We start from the raw sequence: 11,790 nt of genomic DNA on the forward strand, positions 1-11,790 counted from the left end.
CAGCAAGTGCAGGATTTTACCTGACGCCATGACTTTTTCCGCTTCGGAGTATCATCTCGCTCATGACGAACGATGCATTTGACGATAGCGCGCAGTTGCGCCTGGAAATCGCCGCCGCTGCCGCGCGCCTTGTGGCGCAGGACGGCGCCGACTATGGCAGCGCCAAGCGCAAGGCGGCGCGGCAAGTCCTCGGCGACGCGCCGAACCGGCCCAATATACTTCCCGACAACGACATGATCGAGGAGCAGGTGCGGCAATATAATGCCCTGTTCCTGGCCGACAGCCAGCCGGCACGGCTGTTCCAGCTGCGCACGATCGCGCTGCAGGTCATGGAAGCGTTGCAACAATTTCATCCCCTGCTCAGCGGCCCCGTGCTCAATGGAACGGCCGGCCCCCACGACGAGATCTATTTGCAGCTGTTTGCCGAGAGCGCCAAGGAAATCCACATCTTCCTGCTGAATAAAAATGTCGTGCTCGACATGTCGGAAAGCCCGCATTTCAAGGGAGCGCGTTATGATGCGGTCGAGACAGCCAGTTTCCTGTGGAAAAATGAAGGCGTGCACGCGGCCATGTATGAGCTCGACGATATGCGCGGCGCGCTGAAAGCCAAGGCGGACGGCAAGGTGCTGCGCACCGACATCGCCGGGCTGCGCAGCCTGCTGGCCGCCAGCCTCGCCGATGGCGTGCCGGCTGCCGACTAACATTGATATAGATAAAGTTATGACAAAAAAGAATTGGATCGCCTGCGCCATCGTGGCGCTGATGTTTGGCGGCATGGGCGCTTACGTCGGTTTGAGCAAGGAAAAAGCCAAAGCAGCGGGTCCGCTGACGAGCACCATCGCGCCGGGCGCGACGGGTCCCGTCAACGAGCTGTATGCGCTGTCGCTGCCGGACGCGGCCGGCGCCACGCAAGCCCTGTCGCAATGGAAAGGCAAGAATGTGCTGGTCAATTTCTGGGCGCCGTGGTGCCCGCCTTGCGTGGAAGAAATGCCGGAGTTATCCGAAGTGCAAGGCCACTATGCGGCGAAAAACCTGCAGGTGATCGGCATCGGCATCGATTCGGCCAGCAATATTGCCACCTTTGCCAGCAAGTTCAAGATCGCCTATCCCGTGTATGTCTCCGGCATGAGCGGTACCGACCTGTCGCGCCATTTTGGCAATGCCACGGGCGGTTTGCCCTTTACGGTGCTGATCGGCGCCGATGGCGAAGTCAAAAAGACCTATCTGGGCCGCTTGAAATTTGATCAGTTGCGCGCCGATCTGGATAAATTGTAAATTCGGAGCGTGCTTTTTTCTCTTGCCAATGCGTATCTTTGGCGGCAAAATGCGGAACTTTCGCTAAAACGGTCTTCCATACATGGCAAAAAACCTCCTTCTGCTCAACGGTCCCAACCTGAATTTGCTGGGAACGCGCGAGCCTGAGGTCTACGGCGCCAGCACCTTGGCCGATATCGAGCAGGCAGCAATGGCGCAAGCCATGGCGGCCGGCGCCGACTTGGTCTGCTTTCAAAGCAACCACGAAGGCGCGCTGATCGACCGCATCCATGCCGCGCGAGCGGAAGGGATCGATGCCATCGTCATCAATCCGGGCGGCCTGACCCATACCAGCGTTGCCTTGCGCGATGCGCTGGCCGGGGTCGCCATCCCGTTCGTGGAAGTCCATATCTCGAATATTTATCAACGCGAGACGTTTCGACATCACTCATTTCTCAGCGCGATCGCGCAGGGGACGATCTGCGGGCTGGGTATCGATGGATATCGGTTTGCCATCGACTTTGCGCTTAAAAAACGTTAATCTACGCGATCTGCACGCATTTAGCGCGGCGATAGGTTCTTGGACATCACCGCATCACTCATAAAACAAACTACATTCCTAGGGGTTTTACATGGATCTACGAAAACTCAAGACCTTGATCGACCTGGTCGCCGAATCGGATATCGCAGAGCTGGAAGTTACCGAAGGCGAAAGCAAGGTTCGCATCGTCAAATCGTCGGCCATGCCGCAAAACCAGATGGTCATGATGCAGCCGCAAGGCATGCAAGCCCAATACCAGCCAGCCGCGCCAGCCGCCGCTCCCGCTGCGGCAGCCGCCGTCGTGGTCGCCGCCGAGCCAACGGGCTATGTGGTCAAATCGCCGATGGTCGGTACCTTCTACCGCTCGTCCGCTCCTGGCAGCGCCGCCTATGTTGAAGTGGGCGCTACCGTCAAGGAAGGTGATACCCTGTGCATCATCGAAGCGATGAAGCTGCTCAATGAAATCGACTCCGACAAAGCCGGTGTCGTGACCCAGATCCTGGTCGAAAACGGCCAACCGGTCGAATTCGGTCAACCCTTGTTTGTGATCGGCTAAAACCCAGTCCACACGGCCGGCAACGGCCGTTTGCAGTTTTAGCCCCTCACACTTGTTGTTTCGCCGGCTCGCCGGCTCTCACAGACATACGCGAACCTACCATGTTTGAAAAAATCCTGATTGCCAACCGTGGTGAAATTGCCCTCCGTATTCAGCGCGCCTGCCGCGAAATGGGCATTAAAACGGTTGTAGTCCACTCCGAAGCCGACAAGGACGCGAAATACGTCAAGCTGGCCGACGAATCCGTTTGTATCGGCCCGGCACAGTCGTCCCTGAGCTACCTGAACATGCCCGCCATCATCAGCGCCGCTGAAGTGACGGATGCGCAAGCGATTCACCCAGGCTATGGCTTCCTGTCGGAAAATGCCGACTTTGCCGAACGCGTCGAGAAATCGGGCTTCGTCTTCATCGGCCCCCGCTCCGAATCGATCCGTTTGATGGGCGATAAAGTATCGGCCAAGCAAACCATGATCAAGGCTGGCGTACCGTGCGTACCGGGCTCGGAAGGCGCGTTGCCGGACGATCCGAAAGCGATCGTGCAAATTGCCCGCAAGATCGGCTACCCGGTCATCATCAAGGCCGCCGGCGGCGGTGGCGGACGCGGCATGCGCGTGGTGCACACGGAAGCGGCCCTGATCAACGCCGTGGCGATGACCAAGACGGAAGCCGGCACGGCTTTCGGCAACCCTGAAGTGTATATGGAGAAGTACCTGGAAAATCCGCGCCACGTGGAAATCCAGATCCTCGCCGACGAACACAAGAACGCCGTCTGGCTGGGCGAGCGCGACTGCTCCATGCAGCGCCGCCACCAGAAAGTGATCGAAGAAGCACCAGCGCCGGGCATCCCGCGCAAACTGATCGAGAAAATTGGCGACCGTTGCGCCGAAGCTTGCCGCAAGATCGGCTACCGCGGCGCCGGCACGTTTGAGTTCCTGTACGAAAACGGCGAGTTCTATTTCATTGAAATGAATACCCGCGTGCAAGTGGAACATCCGGTGACCGAGATGATCACCGGCATCGACATCGTGCAAGAGCAGATCCGCATCGCCGCTGGCGAAAAACTGCGTTTCCGCCAGCGCGACGTCTTGCTGTCCGGCCACGCCATCGAGTGCCGCATCAACGCCGAAGATCCGTTCAAGTTCACGCCATCGCCAGGCAAGATCGTGTCGTGGCATGCACCGGGCGGCCCTGGCATCCGCGTCGACTCGCACGCCTACGCCGGCTACTACGTGCCGCCGCACTACGACTCGATGATCGGCAAAGTGATCGCTTACGGCGCCACGCGCGAGCAAGCGATCCGCCGCATGCAGATCGCCCTGTCCGAAATGGTGGTCGAAGGCATCAACACGAATATCGCCCTGCACCGCGAACTGATGATCGACGCGCGCTTCATCGAAGGCGGCACCAACATTCACTATCTGGAACAGAAACTGGCCGACATGCCGGACCTGGGCAAGAACCTGAATGGCGGCAGCCCCAGCATCGCCAAGAAGTCCGAAATCAAGGCGGGCGCATGAGCTGGACGGAAATCGTCATCGAAATCGCCCGTGACAACGCCGAGGCCATGTCCGACGCGTTGATGGAAGCGGGCGCCCTGTCGGTGTCGGTGGAAGACGCCGATGAAGGCACGGATGCCGAGCAGCCCCTGTTTGGGGAACCCGGCATGGAACCGAAGGAAGCGGCGTGGGAACGCAGCCGCGTGGTGGCGCTGACGGACGTCGACGCCGACCAGGCCGCCATCGTGGCCGCCGCGGCCCAGGCTGTCGGCATGAAGGAAGTGCCCGCCTTTACCATGCGTCCCGTGGAAGAGCAGGACTGGGTGCGTCTGACGCAGTCGCAATTCGCACCGATTCACATCGGCAAGAATATCTGGGTCGTGCCCAGCTGGCACGAGGCACCGGATCCTGACGGCCTGATTCTGGAACTGGACCCTGGCCTCGCCTTCGGCACGGGCAGCCATCCGACCACGCGTCTGTGCATGGAGTGGCTGGAAGCGAACCCTGCTCCAGGCAAGACCGTGCTCGACTACGGTTGCGGTTCCGGCATCCTGGCCATGGTGGCCAAGAAGCTGGGCGCGCAAACGGTGGCCGGCGTCGACATCGACCCGCAGGCGATCGAATCGGCGCGTGACAATGCCGAACGCAACCAATGCGACATCGAATATTTCTTGCCAGACACGTTTGCCATCTCGGCACACGCCACGGCCAAGTTTGACATCGTCGTCGCCAACATCCTGTCGAGCCCATTGAAACTGATGGCGCCGATGCTGTCCGGCCGCGTCGCCGATGGCGGCGCCCTGATCCTGTCCGGCGTGCTGGCACGCCAGGCGGAAGAAGTGGCCGCTGCCTACGCGCCGTTCATCGAGCTGGGTGTGTGGGCCGAGCAAGACGGCTGGGTGGCGCTGCATGGCCGCCTGGGCAGCACGCAAGCGCCTGCGCCCCGCGCGGAAGGTGCATAAGCACAGCAATGGCCCTCGCCACCAAATGCCCCCATTGCAACACGATATTTCGGGTCGCTGCTGACCAATTGAAGTTACGTGGGGGCATCGTGCGCTGTGGCACGTGCAGAGAAGTGTTTGACGGCAATGCCGCGCTGGTCGATCCAGCTGCGGCATCGCCGTTTTTAACATCCGGCCCCGGCACTGCAGCCCCGCTGCCGGCCAGTTATCCTGCCGACAACAGCCTGCCAGCCGCCACGGACGACGAACCCATCTATTCCCTCGACTTCGACACCTCGTTCGACCCGTTCGGCATCTTGCCGGAAACGGCGCAGCTCAAGGACGATGAAGACGATGGCGAGCACATCGAGCTGGACCTCGACGTAGCACTGCCCGAAGAGGTACCGGCCGCCGCACCGCTCGACATACCGCTCGATATACCTGAAGCTGAAGAAACACCGGCGGAACTGCCCGAACAGCCCCTGCCCCAGCCGATGGCGCCTTTCAAGCGCCGCCAGGTCGATGATGCGCCCGCCTTTGTCACGTATCTGCGCGACAGCCGCCGCGAACCGAATCTGGAAACTGGCGCCGCACCGGCGCTGCCCGCGACCGAAAAAGTCAGCCTGGACAAATCCGCGCCCGCGCGCCGTGAACCGACGCTGACGGACCACCCGTTCGAAGCGCTGCCCGCCGCGCCCGTCGCGCCGGACCCAGCCGAAGAGCAGGAAGAACCTGTCCTGCCGCCAGCCGACGACGAGCCGGCCTTTGTGACCTTGGGACGGCGCCGCGAACAGAGCGGCAAGGCCTTGCGCATGGCCATGGCCGCCGGCTCGGCAGTACTGCTGCTGCTATTATTCTTGCAAGTAATGACCACCTTCCGCAACCCGCTGGCGGCGCAATTTCCGCAGTGGAAGCCGACCCTGGTGGCGCTGTGCAAGCTCAGCGGATGCCAGGTCGACTTGCCGGCGCAGATCGAGGCGCTGGCCATCGAGCAAGGCGAGTTGCAAACCTTGAAGGAGCACACCTTTTCCTACGTCTCGCTGCTGCGCAACCAGAGCCGCAGCGTGCAGGCCTGGCCCAGCATCGAACTGGTCCTCAACGACGCCAACGACAAGCCCGTCTTGCGCCGCGTGATCGCGCCGCGCGACTACCTGCCAGCCAATATCGACGTGAGCAAGGGCTTTGCGCCGCGCTCGGAACAAACCATCAAACTGTATTTTGCATTAGACCAGCTTACGGCGTCTGGCTACCATATCGCCATCTTCTACCCCTAACCGACACTATCATGACCAAAACATCGCTGATCTGCGGCTCGCTTGCCACCGACACCATCATGCAATTCCCCGGCCGCTTCGGCGAATCCCTGCTGGCCGACCAGTTGCACAAGGTAAACGTGTCCTTCCTCGTGCCCACCATGCGCACGGAATTCGGCGGCTGCTCGGGCAACATCGCCTACACTCTGAAAATGCTGGGCGGCGACCCGCGCATCGTCGGCGTCATGGGGCAAGACAGCGCCGCCTACCTGGAGCGCCTGCAAAAGCTGGGCATTTCCACCGCCAACATCCTGATCAAGGCCGACAGCTACAACGCGCAGTGCTTCGTCACGGCCGACGCGGACAATAACCAGATCAACGCCTTCCACCCGGGCGCCATGTCGTTTGCGCATGAAAACCCGATCGCCAATGCAGGCCCGGCCAAGGTCGCCATCATTTCGCCGGACGGCGACCAAGGCATGCTCAAGCACGCCGCCGACCTGGCCGAGCTGGGCATCCCCTTCATGTTCGACCCGGGCCAGCAGTTGCCACGTTTCAATGGCGAACAGTTGATCGACTTCATCAACAAAGCCACGTATGTGTCGGCCAACGATTATGAAATGGAAATGTTAATGGAACGCACGGGCTTGACCCTGCCGGACATCGCCAGCCGCCTGGAAGCGCTGATCGTCACGCGTGGCGAAAAGGGGTCGGAAATCTATACGGACGGCAAGCGCATCGACATTCCTGTCGTGACCGCCAAGGAAGTGCTGGACCCGACCGGCTGCGGCGACGCCTACCGTGCCGGCTTGCTGTTCGGCATCACCAACGACCTGGGCTGGGAAACCAGCGGCCGCCTGGCCAGCCTGCTGGGCGCCATCAAGATCGCCACCCAGGGCGCGCAAAACCACGTGTTTACGCCTGAGAGCATCGCCGACCAGTTCGAAGCGGCGTTCGGTTACCGCTATTAATATGCAGGTCGGATGTGCACGGCGAGGCCGTGCGTAATCCGACAACATCATTGGCATGGCAAGTGGTGATGTCGGGTTACGCTACGCTAACCCGACCTACGCCACCATCATCGCACCACAATAATCATCCCCACCAGCACTTGCGCGATCTGCAGCAGGATCAGCGCGACCAGCAGCGACAAATCCAGGCTGCCGACCAGCGGCACGACCTTGCGGATCGGACGCAGCAGCGGCTCGTTCAGGGCCCGTACGAACGGCGCCAGCGGCGCATGCGGGTTGACCCAACTGAAGATGGCTTCGATGATCAGCAAGGCCATGAAACCGTAGAGTATCCATTGCAGGAAACGTTGTAGCGACTTGAGCAGCACCACTTCGACGGGATAGCCGGAAATAAACAATACCGAGCTGGCCAGCAGCACGATCAGGAAGGCGCCGATCAGACTGGCCCAGTCATACCCGCCCACGCCCGGCACCACGCGGCGCAGGGGGCGCACCAGCCAGTCGGACAATTGAAACGTGAATTGCGCCACCGACGAGGGCGGCCGCACGCGCACCGCCTGCATCCAGAAGCGCAGCAGCAACACGCCGCCCAGCAAGGTAGCGATGGTATCAACGATCAATGTAAGGATAACGATCAGCACGACTAATTCTCCAAAAAAAAACCGCTGTGTGATTGAGTCACACAGCGGCGTGTTGCCTCATCCAGGCACCCGTATCGTTGAAATTACGATGGGCGGGTGCTGGTTGGGAATGGCCAGGCTGCAGCCGGTGCCAACACGGTTTTTGCTACAGGTGCGATAGGTGCCGATGGCTTGGCGACAGGAGCTGCCTTCTTCGGCGCGGCCTTTTTAGGCGCGGCCTTCTTGGCGGCTGGCTTGGCGGCCACGGCGGCTGGTGCCGCTGGAGCTGCTGCCGGCGCTGCTGCTGGTGCGGCTGCCACGACTGGCGCTGCGGCTGGCTTGGCGGCTGGCTTGGCGGCAGGTTTCGCTGCTGCTTTTGCTGCCGGCTTCGCTGCTGGCTTGGCTGCAGCTTTTGCTGCTGGCTTCGCTGCTACCTTGGCTGCAGGCTTGGCTGCAGGTTTTGCTGCGACCTTGGCGGCAGGTTTCGCTGCTGGCTTGGCTGCCGCTTTTGCTGCTGGCTTCGCTGCTGCTTTTGCTGCTGGCTTCGCTGCTGCCTTGGCCGCTGGCTTCGCTGCAGCTTTTGCTGCTGGCTTGGCTGCCGCTTTGGCTGCTGGCTTGGCTGCTACCTTGGCTGCTACCTTGGCTGCTACCTTGGCTGCTGGCTTGGCTGCCGCTTTTGCGGCTGGCTTCGCTGCTGCCTTGGCGGCTGGCTTCGCTGCAGCTTTTGCTGCCGGCTTGGCTGCTGCCTTGGCGACGACTTTTTTCGCTGCTGGCTTGGCTGCCGCTTTGGCGGCCGGTTTCGCTGCTGCCTTGGCTGCAGGTTTCGCTGCGGCTTTTTTCACAGCTGGCTTGGCTGCTGCTTTGGCCGCTGGTTTTGCTGCGGCTTTTGCTGCTGGCTTGGCGGCCGGTTTGGCTGCGGCTTTTTTCGCGACAGGCTTGGCTGCTGCCTTGGCGGCCGGTTTCGCTGCGGCTTTCGCTGCTGGCTTGGCGGCCGGTTTCGCTGCTGCCTTGGCCGCTGGTTTTGCTGCGGCTTTCGCTACTGGCTTGGCAGCCACTTTTGCTGCAGGCTTGGCTGCGGCTTTGGCGGCTGGTTTGGCTGCGGCTTTGGCAGCTGGTTTAGCGGCAACCGTCTTCGCTGCGGCTGCCGGCTTCTTCGCGGCAGGAGCAGCCTTGGCGGCTGGTTTCTTTACTTCTGATTTCTTAGCGGCTGTTGCCATTTGTCTCTCCTTCATCTGAGATGAGAAATTTAAGCTACAAGATTTAAACCCGTCCGACCCACCACAGGGATAGGCCAGGCGAATTATTCATCGGCGCAAACGGTCGTTTGCGCTAATGAATTCGGCACCAGCTGAACTGCTGCAACTCCTCACGTTTGCAGCACTTCAGCCATCGTCGGTGCCACCCTGCTTTATCTCGCAGCTGGTGGCAAAGTCTGAATTCGGTCATTCGTTTTCGATGCCGTGCGTTTTTTCGCTCCTCGCATCGCGCTCGCCACAACACCGATGCGTCAAATAAAAAACCGCCATGCCTGAAAAAATTCGGGCACGGCGGCAGACGAAAACGGTGTGGTTTTGTGCATATCCGTGTAAATCTGTATCCCTGTTTTGCGAGGTTTTTTCGCTACCGCGCTGGTTAAAAAACCCCGCATTCTAACGCTCGCATTTGCAATCTCATAAAGTACACGAAAACCTTGTCAATGCGCAACCGGCACGACACGTTTTCGCCCGCTTTTTTGCACGATACGCGTGCTATCGCACAATCGCGCGGCAAATGCCGCCGCCAGCGTATCCGGAAACGATATTTACACCCCGTCCCGCGCGCATTGGCGCCATCAAAAAAATGCATCGCGGCGCGCGCGATGCGGCGAAAAAATGGCCGCACTTTTCTGCGCCACCGCGCCACTGCACCTCATGAAAAAGCAGCGCGAAAAAACGCGGCGTGCGATGCCGCAGCCGGTCCTCAGGATGATGGCGCCAGGCTGGAAAAAGCAGGCCAGGCTAGCGCGTGTCGCCGGAAGACGCGGGCCGGGAGAGCGCCAGCGCCGTATCGATAAAGGCGCGCAGTTTGGGCTGGCTCTGGGTACGGGCAGGAAAATACAGGAACAATCCGCTCGTCGTCGGAACGTAGTTTTCCAGCACCCGCAGCAAGCTGCCGCTGGCCAGGCCAGCTTCGATTTCCACGTCCGGCATATACGCCAGGCCCAGACCCGAGCGCGCGAAATCGGCGATCAGCGTGGTGTCGTTGACGACCAGGGGCGCGCCGGTTTCCACCAGAAATTCCTCGCCATCGCGCACAAAGCGCCAGCGGTGCAAGGCGCCGGAAGTGTGGAAGCGGTAGGCCAGCGTGTCGTGGCGCATCAGGTCTTCCGGAATCAGCGGCCGCCCTTTCCGCTCGAAGTAGCCGGGCGCGCCAACCACGGACCAGCGCAAGTCCCCCGTCAGGCGCACGGCCACCATCTCCTGCTCCACCGACTGTCCCAGGCGGATGCCCGCATCGTAACCGTGCGCCAGCAAATCGACGGCGCCATCGTCGAGCGACAGGTCGATGGTCACGTCAGGATAGCTGCTGCGAAAACGCGGTATCAATGCGCGCATCACCAGCGCGCCCAGCGCGCGCGGCACCGTCAGCCGCAAATGGCCGGCGGGCCGGTCGCGAAACATGGTCAGCGCGGCGAAGGCGTCATCGATCTGCCGGGTGGCGCCGGCCAGGCTGGCGTACAGGCCCGCGCCGGCTTCGGTGAAGGCGACATTGCGCGTATTGCGCTTGAAAAGCAGCACGCCATGCTGGCGCTCCATCACCTTGACCGCCTTGCTGACGGCCGTCACCGTCACGCCAAGCTGCAGTGCCGCGGCGCTGAAACTTTTGCGCTCGGCGACCGCAAGAAAGGTACGAATGCCATCGAGAGAGTTATTTTTCATGCGCGATCACGCCGCCAATAATGAACCTGAAGTGTAAAACCTATCACCCCTACGCTACTTTTTCTCTGCAATTGAACGCCATATGATGGTCGCTCCCTACCTCTCCACCGAAAGGAAGCACCATGTCTCTCCTCATGCCGGCCATCGTCGGCGATTACTTTAGCGCCGACAACCATCACGATAGCAACGCCGTGGCGCAATGCTTCGCCGCCGATGGCGTCGTTCACGACGAAGGCCGGACCCACGCAGGCCATGCCGCCATCCAGGCCTGGAAAGAAGCTGGCAGCAAGCAGTACGGCGCCACCGTCAGCCCCATCTCGGCCGACACCCAGGGCGCGCGCTGCGTGGTCACCGGCAGCGTCAGCGGCAGTTTCCCCGGCAGCCCGCTGGCGCTGCGCTTTGCCTTCACGCTCGCCAGCAACCGCATCCAGACCCTGGAGATCGGCGCATGAATACCGATTTCAAGGACAAGCGCGTGCTGATCACGGGCGGCACGAAGGGCATGATGGGCGCGGCAACGCTGAAACTGATGCTCGAGCGGGGCGCGCAAGTGGCGACCACGGCGCGCTCCGCCAGCAGCAGCTTGCCGGCCGGCATGCATTTCATCGCGGCCGACCTGCGTACCCGCGCGGGAACCGACACGGTGATCAAGGAAGTGCTGGCCAGCCTGGGCGGGGTCGATATCCTGATCAATAACGTGGGCGGCTCGACGGCCGCGGGCGGCGGTGCGCTAGCCCTGGACGACGATGCCTGGGAAGACGCGCTCAATGGCAACCTGCTTGCCGCCGTGCGCCTCGACCGCGCCCTGCTGCCGGCGATGGTGGCACGCCAATACGGCGTGATCATCCACATCTCGTCTATCCAGCGCAGCCTGCCGCTGTATGACTCGACGCTGGCGTATGCGGCCGCCAAGGCTGCGCTGAGCAACTACAGCAAGGGGCTGTCGAAGGAATACGGTCCGCAGGGCATCCGCATCAATACCGTCTCGCCGGGCTTTATTGAAACCACGGCGGCCCACGCGATGATACGGCGCTGGGCCGACCACGCGGGCATCGACGAAGAGGCGGCCCGCCAGAAGCTGATGCAGACGCTGGGCGGCATTCCCATCGGCCGCCCGGGCACGCCGGAAGAAGTGGCCGAACTGGTTGCATTTCTGGCCTCGGACCGCGCTGCGTCGATCCACGGTGCCGAGTATGTGATCGACGGCGGTACCATTCCGACCGCGTGAGCCCGATGCAAT

The 11,790-nt window shown here is 61.4% G+C and carries 13 protein-coding genes; 11 read left to right on the forward strand and 2 right to left on the reverse strand.

From position 1 onward, the window contains the following. Positions 1–62 precede the first annotated feature (62 nt). From GYK42_RS02965 to GYK42_RS03000, 8 genes are all read left to right on the forward strand, one after another. Positions 63–701 carry a hypothetical protein gene (locus tag GYK42_RS02965; protein WP_128141924.1) on the forward strand — a complete coding sequence of 213 codons (639 nt, stop codon included), beginning with the start codon at positions 63–65 and terminating at the stop codon, positions 699–701. Between the two features lie 19 nt (positions 702–720). Next, positions 721–1,275, forward strand: a complete 555-nt coding sequence (locus GYK42_RS02970) for a TlpA family protein disulfide reductase (protein WP_046684230.1) — start codon at positions 721–723, stop codon at positions 1,273–1,275. Positions 1,276–1,357: 82 nt separating this feature from the next. Then, a complete protein-coding gene (gene aroQ / locus GYK42_RS02975; RefSeq protein WP_034746628.1) occupies positions 1,358–1,795 on the forward strand; it encodes a type II 3-dehydroquinate dehydratase in 438 nt (145 codons plus the stop codon). A gap of 91 nt (positions 1,796–1,886) precedes the next feature. Further along, a complete protein-coding gene (gene accB / locus GYK42_RS02980; RefSeq protein WP_034746625.1) occupies positions 1,887–2,351 on the forward strand; it encodes an acetyl-CoA carboxylase biotin carboxyl carrier protein in 465 nt (154 codons plus the stop codon). Between the two features lie 101 nt (positions 2,352–2,452). Next, the gene (gene accC / locus GYK42_RS02985; RefSeq protein ID WP_034746622.1) at positions 2,453–3,868 is read left to right on the forward strand and encodes an acetyl-CoA carboxylase biotin carboxylase subunit; all 1,416 of its coding nucleotides are present in this window, start codon (positions 2,453–2,455) and stop codon (positions 3,866–3,868) included. Continuing rightward, positions 3,865–4,809: a 50S ribosomal protein L11 methyltransferase gene (gene prmA / locus GYK42_RS02990; protein WP_166446285.1), complete on the forward strand. Its 945-nt coding sequence runs from the start codon at positions 3,865–3,867 to the stop codon at positions 4,807–4,809. The genes accC and prmA overlap by 4 nt, the downstream gene beginning before the upstream one ends. An 8-nt stretch (positions 4,810–4,817) precedes the next feature. Continuing rightward, positions 4,818–6,062 (forward strand): DUF3426 domain-containing protein, encoded by a 1,245-nt coding sequence (locus GYK42_RS02995; protein WP_166446286.1) that lies wholly within the window; start codon positions 4,818–4,820, stop codon positions 6,060–6,062. 11 nt (positions 6,063–6,073) lie between these two features. Then, a complete protein-coding gene (locus tag GYK42_RS03000) occupies positions 6,074–7,012 on the forward strand; it encodes a carbohydrate kinase family protein (RefSeq protein ID WP_166446287.1) in 939 nt (312 codons plus the stop codon). Positions 7,013–7,119: 107 nt separating this feature from the next. On the opposite strand, the gene GYK42_RS03005 is transcribed toward GYK42_RS03000, so the two are convergent. Further along, complete coding sequence (locus GYK42_RS03005; protein ID WP_034780256.1) at positions 7,120–7,653, reverse strand: YggT family protein; 534 nt, start codon at positions 7,651–7,653, stop codon at positions 7,120–7,122. A gap of 253 nt (positions 7,654–7,906) precedes the next feature. On the opposite strand from GYK42_RS03005, the gene GYK42_RS29040 reads away from it, so the two are divergent. Further along, the gene (locus tag GYK42_RS29040) at positions 7,907–8,752 is read left to right on the forward strand and encodes a hypothetical protein (RefSeq protein ID WP_205711259.1); all 846 of its coding nucleotides are present in this window, start codon (positions 7,907–7,909) and stop codon (positions 8,750–8,752) included. A gap of 877 nt (positions 8,753–9,629) precedes the next feature. On the opposite strand, the gene GYK42_RS03015 is transcribed toward GYK42_RS29040, so the two are convergent. Next, positions 9,630–10,550 carry a LysR family transcriptional regulator gene (locus GYK42_RS03015; protein WP_166446289.1) on the reverse strand — a complete coding sequence of 307 codons (921 nt, stop codon included), beginning with the start codon at positions 10,548–10,550 and terminating at the stop codon, positions 9,630–9,632. Positions 10,551–10,672: 122 nt separating this feature from the next. Between GYK42_RS03015 and GYK42_RS03020 the strand changes: the two genes are divergently transcribed. Together GYK42_RS03020 and GYK42_RS03025 are read left to right on the forward strand one after the other, a co-directional pair. Beyond that, positions 10,673–11,002 carry a nuclear transport factor 2 family protein gene (locus GYK42_RS03020; RefSeq protein WP_166446290.1) on the forward strand — a complete coding sequence of 110 codons (330 nt, stop codon included), beginning with the start codon at positions 10,673–10,675 and terminating at the stop codon, positions 11,000–11,002. Further along, entirely contained in the window at positions 10,999–11,778 is a 780-nt protein-coding gene (locus tag GYK42_RS03025; protein ID WP_166446291.1) for an SDR family oxidoreductase, read from the forward strand. The genes GYK42_RS03020 and GYK42_RS03025 overlap by 4 nt, the downstream gene beginning before the upstream one ends. The last annotated feature ends 12 nt before the right edge of the window (positions 11,779–11,790 follow it).

The organism is Janthinobacterium lividum, from assembly GCF_011601275.1.
GTDB lineage: Bacteria > Pseudomonadota > Gammaproteobacteria > Burkholderiales > Burkholderiaceae_D > Janthinobacterium > Janthinobacterium lividum_E.

Bases quoted from the DNA above. Each gene is read 5' to 3' on its own strand.
- GYK42_RS03015 (WP_166446289.1), bottom strand. From the start codon at position 10,550: ATGAAAAATAACTCTCTCGATGGCATTCGTACCTTTCTTGCGGTCGCC.
- aroQ (WP_034746628.1), top strand. From the start codon at position 1,358: ATGGCAAAAAACCTCCTTCTGCTCAACGGTCCCAACCTGAATTTGCTG.
- GYK42_RS03020 (WP_166446290.1), top strand. From the start codon at position 10,673: ATGTCTCTCCTCATGCCGGCCATCGTCGGCGATTACTTTAGCGCCGAC.
- accB (WP_034746625.1), top strand. From the start codon at position 1,887: ATGGATCTACGAAAACTCAAGACCTTGATCGACCTGGTCGCCGAATCG.
- accC (WP_034746622.1), top strand. From the start codon at position 2,453: ATGTTTGAAAAAATCCTGATTGCCAACCGTGGTGAAATTGCCCTCCGT.
- GYK42_RS02965 (WP_128141924.1), top strand. From the start codon at position 63: ATGACGAACGATGCATTTGACGATAGCGCGCAGTTGCGCCTGGAAATC.
- GYK42_RS02995 (WP_166446286.1), top strand. From the start codon at position 4,818: ATGGCCCTCGCCACCAAATGCCCCCATTGCAACACGATATTTCGGGTC.
- GYK42_RS02970 (WP_046684230.1), top strand. From the start codon at position 721: ATGACAAAAAAGAATTGGATCGCCTGCGCCATCGTGGCGCTGATGTTT.
- prmA (WP_166446285.1), top strand. From the start codon at position 3,865: ATGAGCTGGACGGAAATCGTCATCGAAATCGCCCGTGACAACGCCGAG.
- GYK42_RS03000 (WP_166446287.1), top strand. From the start codon at position 6,074: ATGACCAAAACATCGCTGATCTGCGGCTCGCTTGCCACCGACACCATC.
- GYK42_RS03025 (WP_166446291.1), top strand. From the start codon at position 10,999: ATGAATACCGATTTCAAGGACAAGCGCGTGCTGATCACGGGCGGCACG.